The sequence below is a fragment of the Nocardioides sp. genome, assembly GCF_964228225.1.
Lineage (GTDB): Bacteria > Actinomycetota > Actinomycetes > Propionibacteriales > Nocardioidaceae > Nocardioides.
On record NZ_CAXQZB010000071.1, the window covers coordinates 1 to 18,920 of the forward strand.

Consider the following 18,920-nt stretch of genomic DNA (forward strand, 5'->3'; position numbering starts at 1 on the left):
GGAAGTCGGTGGGCCTGGCCACCGGCGCCGGGCTGCTGGTGGGCTGGCTGCTCACGCGCCGCTGACCACACCAGGCATGTCTGCGCCCGCGGGTGACGACACCCGGCGCACGCGGGGCCACTGGCTCGACCTGCTGCAGCCGGTGCTGTTGCTTGCGCTGGACCTGATGCACTGGCGCGCCGCCGTGCAGGGGCTGCGCGACGGCCTGCAGATCGTGGGGTCGGCGGCCGAGACCGCCGCGATCGCCGCGACGGTCGAGAGCAGCGAGGGCGTGGTGTTCGTGCCCGCGCTCACCGGCCTCGGCGCCCCCGACTGGGACCCCCACGCCCGCGGCACGATCCTCGGCCTCACCCGCGGCACCACCCGGGCCCACCTCGTGCGGGCCACGCTGGAGGCCATCGCGTTCGAGGTGCGCGACGTGCTCGACACCCTGCCGGTACGCCCCGCCGCCCTGCGCGTCGACGGCGGGGCCGCGGCCAACGACCTGCTCTGCCAGGTGCAGGCCGACCAGGTCGGGGTCGAGGTGCGGCGGCCCCGGCTGGTGGAGACCACCGCGCTCGGCGCGGCGTTCCTCGCCGGCCTCGGGGTGGGGGTGTGGGACTCCACCGAGGACCTGCGCAGCACCTGGCAGCTGGACCGGGCCTTCACGCCCCGCGCGGACCGCGCCGACGTCGACCGGGACCACGCGCGGTGGCGCGCCGCCGTCGAGCGCAGCAAGGGCTGGGCCACCCTCTGAGGACGCCGGCACGAGGGGTGGACAGCCGTCCTGCCGGCGGGCGGGGTGGGAGGTCCTAGGCCCGCCGAGGCGATGCAGGAGATGGTCCTCGCGCTCGAGCGCTGCGAGGGCACCACCACCGACCCCGACGGCTACCGCGTGCGCTACGCCGTGCAGGACGCGGCGGGCTTCGGTCGCCGGTCCTCCGTCTTCCGACGCACGGCGACCCAGGCCACCGGCACCGACCACTGGAGCGAGGTCTACGTCCAGCAGGGTCGGGTGCTGCTCGACGCCTGGGCGCAGCGCGACGGCCGTCGACCCGCGATCGCTCCTGTGCTGCGCCTGGCCCGATCGACCCTGGACCGACTCAGCTGAGATCGGCCAGGCGGCGCTGGGCGGCGGCGTGCTCGGCTGCCACCTCGTCGTGGTCGTCCTGGTCGCGCCGCAGGGCCTCCTCGGCCTCGACCAGCGCGTCGTCCACCTGCTCGTACTCCGCCTCGAGGTCGGCGGTGCGGCGGCGCAGCTCCTCCAGCCGCGACTCCAGCTCCAGCGCCCGGGCCTCCAGCAGCGCCACCTCGCGGCGCCGCTCGGCGACCGCCTCCTCGGCGGCCGCCCGGCGCTCCTCGATCTCGGCGAGCGCGGCCCGGGCCTCGGCGCGGGCGCGGTCGGCGCCGCCGTCGGGATCGGGGACCACGCTGAGCGCGGGGGCCGCCGCCGCGACCGGCGTGGCGCGATGGTCGTGGGCGAGCACGGCCGGTACCGCGACGGCGTCCGGCGGCACGACGTCGTCGATCCCCGTGGCCTGCAGCGGCTGCACCAGCAGCCCCGACCGCAGCGCCGCCCCGGCCGGTGCCGACAGGATCGCGGCCGTGAGGGTGGCCTCGACCTGCAGGGCCACCGCCTCGGTGAGGCGCACCCCCGCCGCCCGCGCGTGCCAGCGTGCCTGCGAGGTGACCGCCGCGGTGACCTGGCGCCGCTGCACCGTGAGCGCACGCAGCTCGGACGCGCTGAGCCCGGCCTGCGCCGCCCGCAGCCCCTCCCCGACCGCGAGCACCTGGTCCACCTGCTCGTGCTCGCGCCGCACGAGCAGGTTCACCGCCCACGCCGCCAGCGCCGGCTTGCGCAGCGCCTTGACCTGCGGCCCCAGCGCGGTCCCGCGCAGCTCCTTGGCCCGGGCGTCGCGTGCGGCCGTGAACTCGGCCAGCGGGAGGGCGTAGAGCGCGTCGGCGATCGCCAGCAGCTCGGGCAGCTCGGGCAGCTCGGGCAGCTCGGGGGCCGGCTCGTCGGGCACCGGCGTCAGTCCTCGTCCAGACCCTGCTCGATGGCGTAGCGGGTGAGCTCGACCCGGTTGTGCATCTGCAGCTTGCGCAGGGTGTTCTGCACGTGGTTCTGCACCGTGCGGTGGCTCAGCACGAGCCGTTCGGCGATCTGCTTGTACGACAGCCCCTTGGCCACCATCTTCAGGATCTCGGTCTCGCGCTCGGTGAGCTCGGGGTGCTCCGGCTCGCGGGTACGCGGATCGGCCATCCGGCGGAACTCCCCCAGCACCAGACCGGCGAGCCCGGGGGTGAACACCGAGTCGCCGCGCGCCACCCGGGTGACGGCGTCGAGCAGCTCGGCCTTCGAGGCCGACTTCACGAGGTAGCCGGTGGCGCCGGCCTTCACCGCCTCCAGCACGTCGTCCTGCTCGCCGGAGGCGGAGAGGATCAGCACCCGCGCGGCGGGGTCCTGGCTCAGCACGGTGCGGGTGACCTCCACCCCGTCGGGGGCCGGGATCTGCAGGTCGAGCACCACGACCTGCGGGCGGGTGGCGGCGAAGCGCACCAGCGCCTGCTGGCCGTCGGAGGCCACGGCGACGACGTCGAAGCCGGCGCTGATGAGGTCGCGCTCGACGGCGTCACGCCACATGGGGTGGTCGTCGACCACCATCACCCGGATCGGATCGCTCACAGCACGCGACCCTAGTCGTCCTCCTCCAGGCGCCGGTAGCGGCCGCGGCGGTGCAGCAGCGCCGGCTCCGGGTCGGGGCCGATCTCGGGGTCGTGGACGGTGAAGGTGACCAGCCGCGACCAGCCGACCTCGGCGGCGGACTCCCACGCCAGCCGCGCGCCCGCGAGGGCGTCGGTGAGCCGGGGTCCGCCCGGCGCGGGGGCGAAGTCGCCGCTGCGGAAGGGACCTCCGGGCGAGGGCGCCAGCCCGGCGAACACCTCGGCCAGCTGCCGGTGGCGCCACCCGAGGACGGCCAGCCGCGCCGCGCCGCTGGACTCGGCGGCCTCGGTGAGGTCGGCGTCCGGGTCGAGCAGGACGAGCAGACGGGCGGGCTCGCCGGCGGCCAGCAGCACCGAGGTGACCGTGAGACCGGCCGCGCGGCGCCCCGGCGGGCCGTCGAGGTCGGCGCCGCTGGTGAGCAGGCACACCGCGCCGCCGAGCCGGCCGCGCAGCCGCCGCAGGGGGTCGGGGTCGGTCGGGAAGGGGTGGCCGTCGTGGATGGTCATCCGGCCGCGCCCGGACTCGTGCGGGGCACGGTGAACTCCCACTCGGTGCCGAAGCCGCCGGTGGTGAGCTCGGCGGTGCCGCCGAGGTCGCGGATCCGGCCGCGGATCGACTCCGCGACCCCGAGCCGCCCCTGGGCCGCGGCCTCCTCGAGCCGTCCCGGCGGGATCCCGGGACCCTCGTCGCGCACGGTCAGCACCACGACGTCGGGAAGCACCTCGGCGAGCACCCAGGCCGGGGCGCCCTCACCGACGTGGCGGGTCACGTTGTCCAGGCACGCGCCGACCACCGCGACCAGCTCGGCCACGACCGGTCCGGGCAGGTCGACGGTGCCGGCGGGCACGACGACCTCGACCCCCGGGCGGAGCGCGAGCCGGCCGAGCTGGCCGAGCAGCTCCACCGGGGCCGTGTCCAGCACGGCGTCCTGGGAGCGGATGAGGCTGCGCAGCCGCACCTCCTGCTCCCCCGCCAGGCGACCGAGCTCGGCGGCCTCCCCGCCCAGCTCGCCGCCGCGCCGCTGCACCAGCGCCAGCACCTGCAGCACGCCGTCGTGCACCACCCGCGCCAGGCGGGCGCGCTCCTCGGCCGCCGCGGCGGCCCGTTCGGCCTGGTCGCGCTCGTGCGCCATCTGCTGCAGCGAGCGGCACAGCAGGCCCACGATGGGGCCGCCGATGAGGAGCAGGAAGTCGTTGCCGATCGTGGTGCCCGCGATCTCCTGGCGCTGGGCGAGGTCGAGCCCCCCGATGAGCAGCCCGGCGCCGAGACCGCCGAGGGTGCCGAAGCGCACGGCGCAGGTGAGCAGCGCGGCCATCACCCAGAACCCCGGGATCGAGGCCTCGAACCAGGGCCCCTTGACCACCGGGGTCAGCGCGAGCACGCCGAGGGCGACCGCGAGGTCGGCGAGCACCAGGCCGGCGTCGCGGCGCCGCATCACCGTGGTGAGCACGATCATCAGCACCGACCAGCCGACCATCGCGGCGAGGACGGCGTAGCCGGCCGCGGGGTGGTCGAACCGGTCGACGCCGCGGTAGAGGTTCAGCCCCACCGCGTAGGCCAGCACGACGACGCGCAGGACGGCGAGCGCCACGAACATCCGGCCCTCGACGGCCAGTTCCGCCGCGCCGACGGGGGACGCCGTCGCCCTGCTCCGGACCACCACGTCCGCGAGCCTACTGCGACGACGGCGCTCCGCCGCGTGGGTCAGGCGGCGAAGATCGCGCCGGTGAACAGGCAGACGTTGCCCTCGCCGTACACGCCGTTGCCGCTCATCAGGTTGCCGCTCTTCACGGCCGCACCGGTCCAGCCGCGCAGGGTGGTGCCGTCGGGGGCGAAGATGGTGAAGTCGCTGTCGTCCTGGGAGCCCATCGACGCCGTGCCGGGAGCGGCGGAGTCGGTCTCGAGCTGGCGGTCGGTCTCGAGCGTGGTGGTGTTGAGGAAGTCGCCGGCCGTGGACCCGCCCTCGAGCGAGTCCTCCCGGGAGTCGAGGATCGCGCCGTCGCGGGAGGTCTTGACCGACACCTCGGAGTAGGTCTCGCCGACGCTGAGGTCGACGAAGCACTTGGCGTAGATCGTGATCGCACCCTTGCGGAAGAGCACGACCTCGGGGGCGGCGGCGCGGGCGGCGTCGATGTTGACACCGGAGGTGGCCACGACGCGCTTGCGCGGGATCGCCTTGTGCACGATCACGCCCTTGCCCAGGTCGGAGGCGGTGAGGCTGCCGTTCTTGACGTCCTTGCCGGTGAGGGAGCTGTCCTTGATGTCCTTGCCGGTGAGCATCTTGGCGGCCACGGCGGTGCCGCTCATCGAGACGACGAGGGCGAGGATGGCGACGATCAGTGCCGCGCTCGGGCGGCGGGAGGGGGTCTTCACGGCGGTCTCCTGGGGGATCGGGGGACCCGGTCGTGCACCGGGCGCCGTCACGCTAGGACACCCACAAGGAACGGACAAGGGGTCGGCGGGCCGCTCAGGCGGCCGCGGGGGGCTCCGTCGTGCCGGACCCCGAGCCCTTCGCGGCCTTGGCGCGCTCCTTGTCGAGCTCCTTGGCGCGGGTCGCGTACATGTCGACGTACTCCTGCTCGGAGAGCTTCATGATCGCGTACATGATCTCGTCGGTGATCGAGCGCAGGATGTAGCGGTCGTTCTCCATGCCCTCGTAGCGGGAGAAGTCCAGCGGGGGCCCGAACCGCACCGTGGGCCGCACGAGCCTGCCGAACGTCTTGCCCGGCGGGGCGATGACGTCGGTGCCGATCACGGCGGTCGGGATCACCGGCGCGCCGGACTCCAGCGCCAGCCGGGCCACGCCCGTCTTGCCGCGGTAGAGCCGCCCGTCGTGAGATCGGGTGCCCTCGGGGTAGATGCCGAACAGGTCGCCCTCCCCCAGCACGCGCTTGGCTGACAGCAGGGCGCCGGCCGCGGCGTCGGCGCCGGCGCGGTCGATCGGCACCTGCCCGGTGCCGGAGAAGAACTGCTTCTGCAGCCAGCCCTTGATGCCGGGGCTGGTGAAGTACTCGGCCTTGGCGACGTAGGTGACGCGCCGGCGCAGGGTGAGCGGCACGAACAGCCAGTCGGCGTAGGAGAGGTGGTTGCTGGCCAGGATCGCCGGGCCCTGCGTGGGCACGTTCGCCACGCCCTCGGCGCGGGGCCGGCACACGACCCGCAGCAGCGGCCCCAGGGCCACGAACTTCAGGAACCAGTAGAACACCGGTGTCCCTCTCCTTCACCTCGATACGACCGCCGGACCACCGCAGCCTAGTCCGTCCGCGTGACGAACCCGCGACACGGCATGATGCGGTTCATGAGCGGTCCCACCCCCGTCGATCCCGAGTCGCAGCCCTGGCGTTGCGAGGCCCGTCCCGAGCTCACCGGCGGACGCCGGATCGGGGTCGTGCTGAGCCACGGCTTCACCGGCACCCCGGCCTCGATCCGGCCGTGGGGCCGCCATCTCGGCGAGCTCGGCTACGCCGTGCGGGTGCCGCTGCTGCCCGGGCACGGCACCCGGTGGCAGGACCTGAACCGGTGCCGGTTCGAGGACTGGGCCGGCGCCCTGCTGGGCGAGGTCGACGACCTGGCCGGCGAGGTCGACGCCCTCGTGGTGGGCGGGCTGTCGATGGGCGGGTCGCTGTCGCTGCACGTCGCGAGCCGTCGCGACGTCGCCGGCGTCGTCGTCGTCAACCCGGCGCTGGCCACCGGCCGCTTCGACGTGAAGCTGCTCCCGGTGCTCAAGCACGTGGTGCCGGCCTTCCCCGGCATCGCCAACGACATCGCCAAGCCGGGGGTCAGCGAGTACGGCTACACCCGCACCCCGCTCAAGGCGATCCACTCCTTCATGCAGGCCTGGCCCGGGATCACCGCCGCCCTGCCGCAGGTCACCGCCCCGCTGCTCTACTTCCGGTCCCCGCAGGACCACGTCGTCGACGGGCTCACCGAGCCGATCGTGCTCGGCGGCGTCGGCAGCACCGACGTGACCCGCATCGAGCTGCCCGACAGCTTCCACGTGGCGACCCTCGACCACGACGCGCCCCGGATCTTCGCCGAGACCGCGGCGTTCGTGGCCCGGGTGACCGCCCCCGCCGCCCCCGGTCCCGACGCCTAGTCCCGCCCCGTAGTCTCGGCATCGTGGCTCGCGAGGACGACGACGACGTCTGGCGCGCGATCGTCGAGAACTTCGGGGATCGCGCCGAGATCGACGACGAACCCGTCGCTCCCCCGGCTCCGGAACCGGTCGACCTCACCGCCGGGGACGACGAGGCCGACGGCCCGTTCGGCGACCCGTTCGGCGAGCCCGAGGACGTCGAGGGCTTCGTGCCGCCCGCCCCGCCGCCGCTGCCGCGGCTGCCCCCGGACCGGTTGGCCGCGTGGTGCGGCGTGTTCGGCTCCCCCGCGCTGCTGCTGCTGTGCCTCATCGCCGGCGTCGACCTGCCCTCGCTGCTGGCCTACGCCATGGTGATCGGCTTCGTGGGCGGGTTCCTCTACCTCGTGGTCACCATGAGCCGCGAACCCCGCGACCCCTGGGACGACGGCGCGGTGCTCTGACCGGTCGGGGTCCCGATCAGCCCACGGCGACCGCGGTGAGGGTGCCGGCGTCGTCCAGGCGCCACAGCCGCACGTCGCCACCGCCGCCGGGCAGCTCGATCTGCGAGTACAGCGCGGTCCCGCCGCCGGCGACGACGAGCCGCTCCGACCGCCCGTCGGGCGAGAAGCCGCTGCCGAAGTAGGTGTCGCCCGCCGCCACCCGGGCCAGGAACGGACCGTCGTCGCCCACCACCGCGAGGAAGGCGGCGGTGGAGTCGCCTCCCTCACGCTGGACGAGGTAGGCGGTGCGGCCGTCGATCCGCAGCTCGGAGGTGATCAGCTCGGCGTACCCCGCGCCGGGGATCGCCACGCGCTGCGGCGCTCCGTCGGGGCCGGTGAGCACGAGGTCGAGGCCGCGCTCCCCACGCTGGAGCCGACCGTAGGTGCCGCTCGGGAACGCGACGGAGCGACCCACGCCCTGCCCGGTGGTGACGTCGGGGGTCGGCAGCTGCGACTCGTCGCGCGGGACCTCGCAGCGCGCCGCCGTGCCGCTGCCGGGCTCCCCGGTGAGGCAGTACGTGCCCTCGGGTGCGGGCATGAGGTCGACGGTCTCGGGGTCGGCGTGGTCGCTGCCCTCACCGGGACCCGACACGCCCCAGTAGTGCAGCGCGACCTGCCGCGGGTCCTCGGCGGTGAGCGCGACCGCGGTGCGCAGCACGCCGCCGCTGAACCAGGTGCGGTAGGCGCGGCCGTCCTCGGTGGTCCCGTTCCCGATCGGCACACCCCCGGTGACCAGCGCCGTCCGGATCCGGTCCGAGCGCAGGGTGATGACGGTCAGCTCCTGTCCCGGCTCCCCCGTGCTCACCACGTAGCCCTCCCCCGCCTGGCCCAGCATCAGCCGGGTCGCGGAGAGCAGGTTCGGGGAGCCGTCGGCGGTCAGGCCCAGCCGCGTGCTCCACTGCCGCCCGTCGGGGGCCGTCAGCCGGAAGCGGCTCGAGTCCGGGGACACGACGGCGCTCCAGCCGTCACCGGTCCTCACCGTCGTCCCCGGCTGCACCCACGCGGGGTCCAGCTCGAGGAACCGTCCACCCGCGCCGGTGTAGCCCGGCACGGGCTGCTGGCCGACCGGCGTCTCGGACACCTCCGCGCCACCCGCCGTCGAGGTGGCGGGCGAGGTGGAGGGCGAGGTGGTCGTGGCAGCGGCCGACGTCGCCGGGGACGACGGTGCGTCGTCGCGGGCGACGGCGACCGCCGTCGTGGAGAGCCCTGCCACGGCGGCGAGAGCGAGGGAGGCGAGGACGAGGCGGCCCGAGCGGCCCGAGAAGGTGGTGGTCATGTCACCTCAGACGCCGGCCGTTCCCGTTCGGTTGTCGGGCGGCACGACAGGGCGGCACCCGCGTCGGGTGTCGCCTGTCGGTGCTTCCTGTCAGGTCAGTCGAGCGGGGTGGTGCCGGTGGGTCCGCGGAGGTAGCGGCTGCCGGACGGCAGGGTCCAGAGGTACGACCGGCCGTCCGGGGTGGTGATCGGTTCGTAGGTCCAGTCGTGGTGGGTCTTGAGCCGGTGGTGGCGTCTGCAGAGCGCGGCCAGGTTGTCCGTCGACGTGGGTCCGCCCCGGGCGGGGTGGGCGTGGTCGAACGGGTCGATGTGGTCGAGGTCGCCGCCCCGGGCGGGGCGCGGGCAGTACGGGGCGACGCAGGTACCGTCCCGCAGGATCACCGCTTCGCGGATCATCGGGGTGGCCTCGTAGGCGTCGGTGTGACGGACGGAGCCGGTGTCGAGGACCGGCCGGACGGTCACCTTGGTGCCGGCCACGCCGCACCAGCTCTTGATCTGGTCGAGGGTGACGGGGATGCGGGTGTTCTCCAACCGCCCGATCCCGGTGCCGGCTTCGACGGCGGCCTGGGAGAGGTGGACGTAGAGCGTCAGGTCCCGTTGGTTCCTGGGCTCGGGGTCCTCTTCGCTCGGGGCGCCGAAGTCGAGGGCGAGTTGTTTGCGGCCGAGCTCTCCGAGGGCCATGGAGCGTCGGACCTCGAGGGAGTCCTCGCTACCGGCGGCCTTCAGTTCGGCGGCGACCTGCCCCAGGGCCCGGTCGAGGTCGAGGGCGTCAGCGGCGTCGAGGGTCGCGATCATCTCGACGGTGCCGTCGACACCGGTGGTCGCGGTGCCGATCAGCACCCGGCGCCCGTCCGCAGCAGCCTTCGCCTGCTCCGCGGCGAGTGCGGGGTCGTGGGCGGCGATCGCGGCGGCCACGGTCCGGTCGAGCTGGGCGAAGGAGCACGAGTGCGCGTAGGCGGCGAGACGTGCGTCGACGTACTCGGCGACGGTGGCGTTGCGGCAGTAGGTGCGGTCCGCGATCAGCCTGGCTCGCCACACCGACACCTCCCCGGCCAGCACCCGCACCCACAGGCGCGGGAGGCGGGTGGCGCACTCCTTCGCGGCTGACAGGTACCCCAGGCCCGACTGGTAGGTCCGGCCGGTCGCGCACGCGAACTCCGCCACCGCGGACTCGTCGATCCCCGCGACCTCCTCGATGGTCTTGGGCTCCTCGTCCGCCCGGGGCCACACCACGATGGGGTGGGCGACGGCGTAGGTCGCGGCGCCGATGAAGAACCTGCGCTCGGCCGCTTCGGCGTCGCCGGCCAGCTCCGTCAACCCGGTCAGGGTGCGCGCGTGAGAGACCGTGGACGCGGTGTCGGCCGTGGCGGTGGGCATGCTCCGATTCTACTCGAACATGTGTTCGAGCTACAGTGCGAATCTACAGGTCAGAGGTCGTTTTCGGCCCGAGGTGGTCTGTCGGGTGCGGGCGTCTCGTGACGCTCGCCGGGGGCTCGCTCCTCGACGACCGTGCCGTGCCCCACGACGCCCATTCCGTCACCCTTGCGTTCGTCGATGTTGCGCCCCGGCAGACGACATCGGCCCGAGGGGGGTCTGTCGGGTGCGGGCGCCTCGTGACGCTCGCCAGCGGCTCGCTCCTCGACGACCGTGACGGCCAGCCCCCACCAGCAGACGGCGCCGCCACGTCACCGTCCGCCGTGGGTCGCCGTCTTCCCGTCGTCCCCAGCGGAATGTGCGGGGAGCGCCCTGGACCCGGCGGCCGGCGCCTGCACATTCCGCTGGTGACGACGCCCGCGCCGGGCACAGGCGGTCTGTCGGGTGCGGGCGCCTCGTGACGCTCGCCAGGGCTCGCTCCTCGACGACCGTGCCGTCCCCCACCACGCAGGGCCAGCAGCCAGCGGCAGGCGGCGCCGACCTCCGGCGGGCCGGGCGTACCCTCCGCGAGTCCCGGGCCCGGAACTCAGTCGCGGAGGAGGAGGGCGGCGCCGACGATGCCGGCGGCGTTGCCGAGGGTGGCGGGGAGCAGGGGTGGGAGGGTGCGGTGGGAGGCACCGACGAGGTGGGTGGCCAGGGCCTGACGGGCGGGCGCGAGGAGTGGTTCACCGGCCACGGAGACGCCGCCGCCGATGACGACGACCTCGGGGTCGAGGGCGGCGACGAGGGAGGCGACGCCGCGGCCGAGGGCGACGCCGATGTCGCGGTAGGCGGCGAGGGCGACGGCGTCGTCGCGCTGGGCGGCGTCGGTGATCATCGGGCCGTCGAGGCGGGAGGGACGACCCCCGGTCCAGCGGTGCAGCAGCGACTCCGGCGCCGGCAGGTGCTCGCGGGCGGCCCGGACGAGCGCGCGTCCGGAGCAGTACTGCTCCCAACAGCCGCGCAGCCCGCACGGACACGCGCGGCCACCGACGGAGTAGCTCATGTGGCCGAACTCCCCGGCCATGCCGCCGGCGCCGCGCAGCACCCGGCCGTCGAGCACGTACGCGCCCCCGATCCCGGTGCCGAGGGCGACCAGCAGGGCCGAGGAGCGACCGCGGGCGGCACCGAAGCGGGCCTCGCCGCGCGCGGCGCAGTTGGCGTCGTTGTCGACCGCCACCGGCACGCCCCAGCGCTCCTCCAGCCGGGCCCGCACCGGCTCGCCGGCCCACGGCAGGTGGGGGGCGAACATGACGCGCTCGCCGTCGGGGTCCACCAGACCGGCCACCGCCACACCGACGCCCGCCGGGGTGCGCCCCTGCGCGACCTCGGCGACGGCGGCGTCGAGCGCGGCCTCCACCTCGGCCAGCGGCACGCGCGCCCCGGGGGTGGGCCGGCTGGCGGTGCGCACGAGCCGGCCGGCGTCGTCGATCTCCCCCGCCAGCACCTTCGTACCGCCGATGTCGACGCCGATCCACGGCGCGGACCGCGACTCGGGAGGCTGGGAGGGCTCGGAGGTCACGGGCCGACCCTCAGCGACGCGCGAGGTCGGCGGCGCCGATGACGCCGGCGTCGTTGCCGAGGGCGGCGGCCCGCACCTCGAGCTCGGGGTGGTGGCCCCGTCCGCTCAGGTGGGCGCCGTAGGCCTCGCGCAGCGGGTCGAGCAGCAGGTCCTCGGCCTCGCTCACCCCACCACCGATCACGACGACGCCGGGGTCGAGCACCGCCGCGAGCGAGGCCAGCGCCTCCCCCAGCCAGCCGCCGATCTCGGCGAGGGCGGCCCGGGCGGTCGGGTCGCCGTCCTGGGCGGCCGCGGTGACGAACGGGCCGTCGATCCGGTCGGGGTCGCCGCCGGCGCGGGCCAGCAGCGCCGCGCCCCGGGGGTCGAGCGCGCGGGCGCGAGCGGCGGCCACCAGGGCACGACCGCTGCCGTACTGCTCCAGGCAGCCCTGCCGGCCGCAACCGCAGTCGCGTCCCCCGGGCACGACCCGCAGATGGCCGATCTCGGCCGCGGCGCCGAAGGACCCGCGGAACAGCTCGCCGCCGAAGACCAGACCTCCGCCGACGCCGGTGCCGATGGTCATCATGAGCAGGTCGTCGGCGTCGGCGGCCGCACCGAAGCGGAACTCGCCCCAGGCGGCGGCGTTGGCGTCGTTCTCGACGACGACGGGCAGGTCGAGGCGGCGCTCCAGCGCCTCGGCGAGCGGCGCGTCGCGCCACGCGATGTTGGGGGCGAACATCACCACGCGGCGCCCGGCGTCGACGTAGCCCGCCGCGCCGACGCCGACGGCGGCCACGGGACGGTCGACCGCGAGCCCGCGCACGAGCGCGGCGATGGCGTCCTCGACGTCCTCGGCGTCGCCCGCGGGCGAGGCCACCCGGTCGTGGGCCAGGATCTCCCCCGACGCCGACACCAGCGCCGCCGCGATCTTGGTGCCCCCGACGTCGACGCCGCAGGTCAACGCGTCGGGATCGACGACCGCACGCGCCCGGCTCACGTCCACTCCTCGTCGTCGTCCTCGTCGCCCCCGAGGTCGATGTGCTCGACGCTGCTGGACCCGCTGCCCGACCCGGTGGGCGGGACGGTGGCCAGCATGCCGGCCACCGCCTGCAGCAGGCTGGAGGCGGCCTGGCCGAGGTGGGCCTTGACCTCCGGCGTGGTCTGGCGCACCAGATGCACCGTGCGGCAGATCGGGCAGTAGGTGCACTCGGCCGCCCCGGTGGCGAGGTGGTCGTCCACCTCACGGGCCAGGTGCGCGGCCTGGCCGGCGATCCCGGCCGCCGCGGCACCCCAGTCGGTGGACTGGTCACGCGCCCAGTCCGAGAGCGCACCGAAGAGCTTCGCGGCCTCCTCGCCCACCGATCCCACCTCGCCCACCGGCTCGCCGGGCTCGCCGGCCGGGGGCTCGTGGGGGTCGCTCACGGGGCTGCTCCTGGGTCGTGCGCCGGGGCCGAGGGGCCCGGCGTCCGGCTGGCCGGGGCGCCGTCGCCCCCGGTCGTCTTCTCGCGGAACCGTACCCGGAGCACGCCGTCGTCCACACGCGCGCCCGCCACCCGGAGCCGCGCCAGGCCCGCGGGCAGGGTGAGCACGCGGCGGTAGGACCCGACGGTGACCACGAGCTCCTCGCCGTTGCGGGCGAGGTCGACCTCGGAGCGGGTGACCAGCGGCAGGGCCAGGTGCAGCACGGCGCCGTCGTCGCGCCGCACCACCTGGAACGGGCCGTGACCGGTGGGGACGGCGAGGGGGTCGTCGTCGCCGTACACCTGGGCCGCGAGCCCGGCCAGCGCCTCCACCCCGACCGGCTCGGTGGGCCGGTACTCCGAGCGCCACACGGGCAGCCCGGCGAAGGACGCCGTCACCTCGGTGAGCACGGCGTCCTGCGCCAGCACCCACCGGGTGCGCCAGTCGTCGGCGCCCTGGGCCGGGAAGATGCGGTTCGCGACGACACCGTCGACCCGGTAGCCGTACAGCGACAGCGAGGTGTAGCTGCGCCGGGCCTCGGCGAGCACGACCTGCTCGGGGGTCAGCACGATCCGGACGCTGGAGCGGGGCCCGGTGAGCATCCGGCGGACCTCGTCGAGCTCGCCGTGGAGCCGCTCGACGGCGTCGAACACGGTGCCCTGCGGCATGGGCACGCCCGCGGCCCGGCTCAGCACCGGTCGCAGCGCCTTCATCACCCGCGCCTGGGTCGGGAAGACCCGCTGCATGTACCAGCCCAGCGCCTCGGGCAGCGCCAGCAGCCGCAGCGTCTCGGCGGTGGGGGCGCAGTCGACGACGATGACGTCCCACCGGCCGCTGAGCACGTGCAGCCGCAGCTCCAGCAGCGCGAGCACCTCCTCCGCGCCGGGGATGACGGTCAGCTCCTCCGCGGCCACGGGGTCGACGCCGGCCACCTCGAGCACCGAGAGCAGGTAGCGCTGGATCTCGGCCCAGGACTGCTCGAAGCGCAGCTGGGCGTCGACCTGCTGCACGAACAGCCGGGGCGCGACCTCGGTCGGCTCGGCGCCCACGGCCGGCACGCCGTAGGCGTCGGCCAGGGAGTGGGCGGCGTCGGTGGACAGCACCAGGGTGCGCGCCCCGCGCGCCGCCGCGAGCGCGGCCGTGCCGGCCGCCACGGTGGACTTGCCCACCCCGCCCTTGCCCGTGAACAGCAGGAGCCGCGCCACGGCGGGGGACGGCGGCGCTCCGGCGCTGGCCGCGGAGGTCAGTGCACCGACTCCACGCGCTGCTTGAGGCCCTTGAGCGCGGTGTCGATGAGGATCTTCTCGCCCTTGCGCTTGATCATCCCGATCATCGGGATCGCGAGGTCGAGCGCCAGCCGGTAGGTGACCTCGGTCCGACCGCCCCCGAGGTCGCGCAGCACGTAGGCGCCGTCGAGCGAGCGCAGCATCTTGCCCTCGGCCAGGGTCCAGGTCACCGCGCGGTCGCCGTCCCAGGTGTAGGCCAAGGTGTACTCGTCCTTGACCGGGGCGACGTCGAGGGCGAAGAACACCTCGGCGGCACGACCGGCGTCGGCGCCGGCCTCGGCGCCCAGCACGGAGCGGACCTCGGCCACGGTGACGCCCTTGGCCCACTGCGGGTAGGCGGCGAAGTCGGCGATGACGGCCATCACCGCCGCGGGCGCTGCCTCGACCTCGATCGAGGAGGTGGTCTGCTCGGGCACGGTGCGAGGCTAGCGGATCGGCCTCCCCCCGCGGGCCGCGGTGGCGGTGAGGAACGCCACCCCCGCCCGACCGGTAGCGTGCGGGTGCGTCGACGGCGACGCACCGGGACCCCTCCCTCCCGTCACGGACCGTCCAGGAAGGTGCGGCATGCGCGAGTTCTCCACCCCTCTCGGCGACGTCGTGCTGCCTCGCGACCGCACCCTGGTCGACGACGTCCGCGACCGGGCGGCCCAGACCCCCGACCAGGTGCTGTTCGTGCGCGACGGGGAGCGCGGGCCGGGCGAGGAGATCGACGCCGCCACCTTCGCCGCCGAGGTCGACGTCGTGGCCCGCGGGCTGCTCGCCGCGGGCATCGACGCCGGCGACCGGGTCGTGCTGATGTCGCGCACGCGCTACGAGTGGACGCTGCTCGACTACGCGCTGTGGGCGGTCGGGGCGATCGTGGTGCCGGTCTACCCCTCGGCCCCGCCCGAGCAGGTGGCCTGGGTGCTGCGCGACTCCGGGGCGGTGGCGGCCGTCGTCGAGCTGCCCGAGCACGCCGCGCGGCTGCGCGAGGCGTGCGGCGAGGACCCCGAGACCGCCGGCACCCGCGTGTGCGACCGGCTGTGGGTGATCGACCCCGCCCAGGGGCCCGACGCCGTCGCGGCCCTCACCACCGCCGGCACCGAGGTACCGCTCGCCGTGCTGCAGGAGCGCCGCGACGCGCTGGGACCCGACGACGTCGCGACCCTGATCTACACCTCCGGCACGACCGGCCGCCCGAAGGGCTGCGTGCTCACCCACGCGACCCTGCTGGCGGAGGTCGCGGTCGGCCTCCACGAGCTGGCCCCGGTGTTCGCCCGCCCCGACGCAGGCACCGTGCTGTTCCTCCCGCTCGCCCACGTCTTCGCCCGCATCGTGCAGATCGGCTGCGTGCAGGCGGGCGTGCGGGTGGCGCACGCCGGCGACGTCACCGCCCTGGTGCCGATGCTGCGCACCCATCGCCCGACGTTCCTGCTCGCCGTGCCGCGGGTCTTCGAGACGCTGTTCAACACCGCGAGCCAGCAGGCCACCGCCGACGGCCGGGGCGGGGTGTTCGAGCGGGCCGTCGCCACCGCCATCGACTACTCCAAGGCCCGGGAGCGCGGCCGCGTCGGACCCGCGCTGCGGGCGCGGCACCGGGTCCTGGACCGCGTCGTCTACGCCCGGCTGCGCGAGGCCCTGGGCGGGCGGTGCACCGTGGCGGTGTCCGGCGGCGCACCGCTGGGCGAGCGGCTGGCCCACTTCTACCGCGGGGCCGGCGTCACCGTGCTGGAGGGCTGGGGGCTCACCGAGACCGCCGCCGCGCTCACGGTCAACGTGCCCGAGGCCCACAAGGTGGGCAGCGTGGGGCGCCCGCTGCCCGGCACCGCCGTGCGCGTGGCCGACGACGGCGAGCTGTGGGTGCGCGGTCCACAGGTGTTCGGCGGCTACTGGGGCGACGACGCCGCCACGGCCGAGGTGCTCGAACCCGACGGGTGGCTCCACACCGGCGACGTCGGCGAGGTCGACGACGAGGGGTTCGTGCGCGTCACCGGCCGCAAGCAGGAGATCCTCGTGACCGCCGGCGGGAAGCACGTCTCCCCCACCGTGCTCGAGGACCGCCTGCGCACCCACCTGCTCATCAGCCAGGCCCTCGTGGTCGGCGACCGCCGGCCCTACGTCGCGGCGGTCCTCACCCTCGACGCCGAGGCCGTGGTGGTCTGGGCGGGCTCCCGCGGGCGCCGGCTGCGCAGCACCGACCCGGCCGAGGTCGTCGCCGCCCTCGCGCACGACCCCGACCTGCTCGCCGAGGTCCAGGCCGCCGTCGACGACGCCAACGCGGCGGTGTCGCGCGCCGAGGCGATCCGGCGGTTCACCGTGCTCGACCGCGACTGGACCGAGGAGGGCGGCCAGCTGACCCCGAGCCTGAAGCTGCGCCGCCACGTCGTGCTGCGCGAGTGCCGCGACGAGATCGCCGACCTGTACCGCTGAGGGCGCGGCTGGCCTGATCCACGCCGGCTCCACCGCGGATCCACAGGTCGGTGACAGGACCGGAACCCCAGGTCACAGCGCTGCCGCCGATCGTCTCGTGGACGAGGCATCCGGCGCGGAATTGCCCGGAATCGGCCCCCAACGCCCGTGGGTCTCCCTACAGTGTCAGGCGGGATGGGAGACGCGGCGACCGCACCGGTGCGGTCGGCCCGATCGGGCACGCGTGGATCAAGTGGGAGGCTTGTCAACATGGATCGTCGCAGGGTGATGCTGGTGGTCGCGGTGCTCGTGGCCGCACTCGGCGCGGGCCTGGTGTTCGTCTACGCGCAGGGCGCGGAGGACCGAGCCGCCCAGGAGTACGACACCGTCGACGTGCTGGTGGCCACCCAGCAGATCGCCGCGGGCGAGTCGGCCTCGGCCGCGTCGGCGGCGGGCAAGCTGGTGAGCCGGCCGGTGCCGCGCGGGCAGCTGCTGGAGGGCGCCACCAACGACGGCACCCTGTTCGCCAACACGGTGGCGCTGACCACGATCTACCCCGGCGAGCAGCTGCTCCCCCAGAAGTTCGGCACCGTCGACCAGGTCGAGGGCGAGAGCACGATCGCCTTCCCCGAGGGCGACATCGCCGTGCAGGTGCCGATGACCGACTACGGCAAGGTCGGTGCGTTCACCCGGCCCGGGTCGCACGTCGTGATCTTCGTCCAGCCGATCGTCGACACCACCGTGCCGGCCGACCCGAACGCCCCGACCCCGGACGCCGACGCGCCGCTGCCGCTGGCCGAGGTGCTGCTCAGCGACGTGCTGGTGATCGGCGTCGGCTCGGCCACCACCTCACCCTCGGCCACCGACGCGCAGGGCAACCCGCTGGAGGAGACGCCCACCACCAACCTCACCCTGGCCGTCAACGAGCGCGAGGCACGGCTGCTGATCGCCGCCGCGTCGCAGGCCGACGCCGGTGAGAGCACGCTGTGGTTCGGCCTGCGCAACGACGCCAGCGAGGTCTCCCCCAGCGAGATCTTCCGCGACGGCAAGGGCAACCGCGTCCCGGCGCCGGGCGGCGGGGCCTGAGGAGGCCGACCATGCCGATCCTGGTCGATGCCGAGGACGACGTCGTCGCGGCGCTCCTCCCGGCCCTGCCGGCGGGGGCCCACGCCGTCGCCCACCCCGATCGGGTGCTGCCGTGGCTGCAGCAGCATCCCGACGAGTACGTCGTGGTCTTCGGACCCTCGGTGGCCCGCCCCACCGCGCTGGCCGCGGCCGAGTCGCTGCGACTGAGCCACCCCACGGTCAGCGTCATCCTCGTGGTCGACGCCCTCGACACCGCCCTGCTCGCCGGGGCGATGAAGGCCGGCGCCCGCGACGTCGTGCAGACCGACGACCCCGACGCGCTCACGCTCGCCGTCCGCCAGGCCCACGCGCTCCACGTGGCGCTGCGTGGGCCCACGGGGGCGCGCCAGCACGGCCGGATCATCACCGTCTTCTCCCCCAAGGGCGGGGTCGGCAAGACCACGATGGCGGTCAACCTCGCGCTCGCCCTCACCGAGGGCGGCGCGCGCCGGGTCTGCCTGGTCGACCTCGACCTCGCCTTCGGCGACGTCGCGATCACCATGCAGCTCTTCCCGACCCACTCCATCGAGCACGCCATCGGTTCCGAGGACTCCCTGGACCAGGAGATGCTCGACGGGCTGCTGACCCGCCACCACGACTCCCTCATGGTCCTGGCGGCGCCGACGCACCCCGACGTCCGCGAGCGGGTCAGCCCGGCCCTGGTGGCCCAGGTGCTGCACCTGCTGCGCGAGAGCTTCGACTACGTCGTCGTCGACACCGCCCCCGCGTTCGACGACCAGGTGCTCACCGCCCTCGACGCCACCGACGAGTGCGTGATCGTCGCGACGCTCGACGTGCCGACGCTGAAGAACGTCAAGGTCGCACTGGAGACCCTCGAGATGCTGCACGTCGCCGAGGGCCACCGCCACCTGCTGCTGAACCGCGCCGACGACGCCGTCGGCATCAGCAGCGACAAGGTGGAGGCGATCCTCGGGATGCCTGTCGCGGTGGAGGTCGCCTCCTCCACCGACGTGGCCGCCTCCACCAACGCCGGCACCCCCATCGTGGCCGGCAAGCCCCAGCACCCGACGAGCTCGGCGATCCTGCGGCTGGCCAGCACCCTGGCGGGCGAGCCGGTGGCCGTGCCGGGCCCCACGCTCGGCGTGGTCCCGGACCTCGACGACCCCAAGGGTCGCTCGGCGCGGTTCCTTCGTCGTCGCAACCCCGCGTGACTCCGTCCGCCCCCGACCTC

At 75.0% G+C, this 18,920-nt stretch carries 20 protein-coding genes; 7 read left to right on the top strand and 13 right to left on the bottom strand.

The genetic code is table 11. The features are described 5' to 3' along the window. Positions 1-76: 76 nt before the first annotated feature. Both ACERUJ_RS16620 and ACERUJ_RS16625 read left to right on the top strand, forming a co-directional pair. Positions 77-736 (top strand): FGGY-family carbohydrate kinase, encoded by a 660-nt coding sequence (locus ACERUJ_RS16620; protein ID WP_370249941.1) that lies wholly within the window; start codon positions 77-79, stop codon positions 734-736. 72 nt (positions 737-808) lie between these two features. Beyond that, positions 809-1,090 (top strand): hypothetical protein, encoded by a 282-nt coding sequence (locus ACERUJ_RS16625; RefSeq protein ID WP_370249942.1) that lies wholly within the window; start codon positions 809-811, stop codon positions 1,088-1,090. Here ACERUJ_RS16625 and ACERUJ_RS16630 read toward each other — a convergent pair. The 6 genes from ACERUJ_RS16630 to ACERUJ_RS16655 all read right to left on the bottom strand — a co-directional run bounded on the left by ACERUJ_RS16630 (position 1,083) and on the right by ACERUJ_RS16655 (position 5,909). Continuing rightward, on the bottom strand, positions 1,083-2,006 hold the full coding sequence (locus ACERUJ_RS16630) for a hypothetical protein (protein WP_370249944.1): 924 nt from the start codon (positions 2,004-2,006) through the stop codon (positions 1,083-1,085). The genes ACERUJ_RS16625 and ACERUJ_RS16630 overlap by 8 nt on opposite strands. Before the next feature lie 5 nt (positions 2,007-2,011). Next, the gene (locus ACERUJ_RS16635) at positions 2,012-2,644 is read right to left on the bottom strand and encodes a response regulator (protein ID WP_370250001.1); all 633 of its coding nucleotides are present in this window, start codon (positions 2,642-2,644) and stop codon (positions 2,012-2,014) included. 32 nt (positions 2,645-2,676) lie between these two features. Continuing rightward, positions 2,677-3,210 carry a flavin reductase family protein gene (locus ACERUJ_RS16640; protein ID WP_370249945.1) on the bottom strand — a complete coding sequence of 178 codons (534 nt, stop codon included), beginning with the start codon at positions 3,208-3,210 and terminating at the stop codon, positions 2,677-2,679. Continuing rightward, positions 3,207-4,367 carry a MacS family sensor histidine kinase gene (macS, locus tag ACERUJ_RS16645; RefSeq protein ID WP_370249947.1) on the bottom strand — a complete coding sequence of 387 codons (1,161 nt, stop codon included), beginning with the start codon at positions 4,365-4,367 and terminating at the stop codon, positions 3,207-3,209. The genes ACERUJ_RS16640 and macS overlap by 4 nt, the downstream gene beginning before the upstream one ends. Before the next feature lie 41 nt (positions 4,368-4,408). Next, the gene (locus ACERUJ_RS16650; protein WP_370249948.1) at positions 4,409-5,077 is read right to left on the bottom strand and encodes a hypothetical protein; all 669 of its coding nucleotides are present in this window, start codon (positions 5,075-5,077) and stop codon (positions 4,409-4,411) included. Between the two features lie 94 nt (positions 5,078-5,171). Beyond that, positions 5,172-5,909, bottom strand: coding sequence for a lysophospholipid acyltransferase family protein (locus tag ACERUJ_RS16655; protein WP_370249949.1), 738 nt, complete (start codon positions 5,907-5,909; stop codon positions 5,172-5,174). Between the two features lie 93 nt (positions 5,910-6,002). Between ACERUJ_RS16655 and ACERUJ_RS16660 the strand changes: the two genes are divergently transcribed. Beyond that, entirely contained in the window at positions 6,003-6,800 is a 798-nt protein-coding gene (locus ACERUJ_RS16660; protein WP_370249950.1) for an alpha/beta hydrolase, read from the top strand. Positions 6,801-6,823: 23 nt separating this feature from the next. Then, the gene (locus tag ACERUJ_RS16665; RefSeq protein ID WP_370249951.1) at positions 6,824-7,240 is read left to right on the top strand and encodes a hypothetical protein; all 417 of its coding nucleotides are present in this window, start codon (positions 6,824-6,826) and stop codon (positions 7,238-7,240) included. 16 nt (positions 7,241-7,256) lie between these two features. Here the strand turns inward: ACERUJ_RS16665 and ACERUJ_RS16670 are convergent, their stop codons facing one another. The 7 genes from ACERUJ_RS16670 to ACERUJ_RS16700 all read right to left on the bottom strand — a co-directional run bounded on the left by ACERUJ_RS16670 (position 7,257) and on the right by ACERUJ_RS16700 (position 14,631). Further along, complete coding sequence (locus ACERUJ_RS16670; protein WP_370249952.1) at positions 7,257-8,555, bottom strand: hypothetical protein; 1,299 nt, start codon at positions 8,553-8,555, stop codon at positions 7,257-7,259. A 95-nt stretch (positions 8,556-8,650) separates the two neighbouring features. Further along, a complete protein-coding gene (locus ACERUJ_RS16675) occupies positions 8,651-9,931 on the bottom strand; it encodes an HNH endonuclease signature motif containing protein (protein ID WP_370249954.1) in 1,281 nt (426 codons plus the stop codon). A 583-nt stretch (positions 9,932-10,514) separates the two neighbouring features. Then, positions 10,515-11,489 carry an ROK family protein gene (locus tag ACERUJ_RS16680; protein WP_370249956.1) on the bottom strand — a complete coding sequence of 325 codons (975 nt, stop codon included), beginning with the start codon at positions 11,487-11,489 and terminating at the stop codon, positions 10,515-10,517. A 10-nt stretch (positions 11,490-11,499) separates the two neighbouring features. Continuing rightward, on the bottom strand, positions 11,500-12,465 hold the full coding sequence (locus ACERUJ_RS16685; protein WP_370249957.1) for an ROK family glucokinase: 966 nt from the start codon (positions 12,463-12,465) through the stop codon (positions 11,500-11,502). After that, positions 12,462-12,890 carry a hypothetical protein gene (locus tag ACERUJ_RS16690; RefSeq protein WP_370249958.1) on the bottom strand — a complete coding sequence of 143 codons (429 nt, stop codon included), beginning with the start codon at positions 12,888-12,890 and terminating at the stop codon, positions 12,462-12,464. The genes ACERUJ_RS16685 and ACERUJ_RS16690 overlap by 4 nt, the downstream gene beginning before the upstream one ends. Next, complete coding sequence (locus ACERUJ_RS16695) at positions 12,887-14,134, bottom strand: ArsA family ATPase (RefSeq protein WP_370249960.1); 1,248 nt, start codon at positions 14,132-14,134, stop codon at positions 12,887-12,889. Before ACERUJ_RS16695 ends, ACERUJ_RS16690 begins: the two co-directional genes overlap by 4 nt. A 38-nt stretch (positions 14,135-14,172) precedes the next feature. Next, positions 14,173-14,631, bottom strand: coding sequence for an SRPBCC family protein (locus ACERUJ_RS16700; protein WP_370249962.1), 459 nt, complete (start codon positions 14,629-14,631; stop codon positions 14,173-14,175). A 148-nt stretch (positions 14,632-14,779) separates the two neighbouring features. Here ACERUJ_RS16700 and ACERUJ_RS16705 point away from each other — a divergent pair, with 148 nt between their 5' ends. The 3 genes from ACERUJ_RS16705 to ACERUJ_RS16715 all read left to right on the top strand — a co-directional run bounded on the left by ACERUJ_RS16705 (position 14,780) and on the right by ACERUJ_RS16715 (position 18,900). Further along, entirely contained in the window at positions 14,780-16,624 is a 1,845-nt protein-coding gene (locus tag ACERUJ_RS16705) for a long-chain fatty acid--CoA ligase (RefSeq protein WP_370249963.1), read from the top strand. 249 nt (positions 16,625-16,873) lie between these two features. Beyond that, a complete protein-coding gene (locus ACERUJ_RS16710) occupies positions 16,874-17,689 on the top strand; it encodes an RcpC/CpaB family pilus assembly protein (protein ID WP_370249964.1) in 816 nt (271 codons plus the stop codon). 11 nt (positions 17,690-17,700) lie between these two features. Further along, the gene (locus ACERUJ_RS16715; RefSeq protein ID WP_370249966.1) at positions 17,701-18,900 is read left to right on the top strand and encodes a CpaE family protein; all 1,200 of its coding nucleotides are present in this window, start codon (positions 17,701-17,703) and stop codon (positions 18,898-18,900) included. The last annotated feature ends 20 nt before the right edge of the window (positions 18,901-18,920 follow it).

Excerpts from the sequence above, each read along its gene's own strand:
- ACERUJ_RS16710 (WP_370249964.1), top strand. The coding sequence starts at position 16,874 with ATGGATCGTCGCAGGGTGATGCTGGTGGTCGCGGTGCTCGTGGCCGCA.
- ACERUJ_RS16635 (WP_370250001.1), bottom strand. The coding sequence starts at position 2,644 with ATGGTGGTCGACGACCACCCCATGTGGCGTGACGCCGTCGAGCGCGAC.
- ACERUJ_RS16625 (WP_370249942.1), top strand. The coding sequence starts at position 809 with ATGCAGGAGATGGTCCTCGCGCTCGAGCGCTGCGAGGGCACCACCACC.
- ACERUJ_RS16670 (WP_370249952.1), bottom strand. The coding sequence starts at position 8,555 with ATGACCACCACCTTCTCGGGCCGCTCGGGCCGCCTCGTCCTCGCCTCC.
- ACERUJ_RS16715 (WP_370249966.1), top strand. The coding sequence starts at position 17,701 with ATGCCGATCCTGGTCGATGCCGAGGACGACGTCGTCGCGGCGCTCCTC.
- ACERUJ_RS16705 (WP_370249963.1), top strand. The coding sequence starts at position 14,780 with ATGCGCGAGTTCTCCACCCCTCTCGGCGACGTCGTGCTGCCTCGCGAC.
- ACERUJ_RS16620 (WP_370249941.1), top strand. The coding sequence starts at position 77 with ATGTCTGCGCCCGCGGGTGACGACACCCGGCGCACGCGGGGCCACTGG.
- ACERUJ_RS16640 (WP_370249945.1), bottom strand. The coding sequence starts at position 3,210 with ATGACCATCCACGACGGCCACCCCTTCCCGACCGACCCCGACCCCCTG.
- ACERUJ_RS16675 (WP_370249954.1), bottom strand. The coding sequence starts at position 9,931 with ATGCCCACCGCCACGGCCGACACCGCGTCCACGGTCTCTCACGCGCGC.
- ACERUJ_RS16660 (WP_370249950.1), top strand. The coding sequence starts at position 6,003 with ATGAGCGGTCCCACCCCCGTCGATCCCGAGTCGCAGCCCTGGCGTTGC.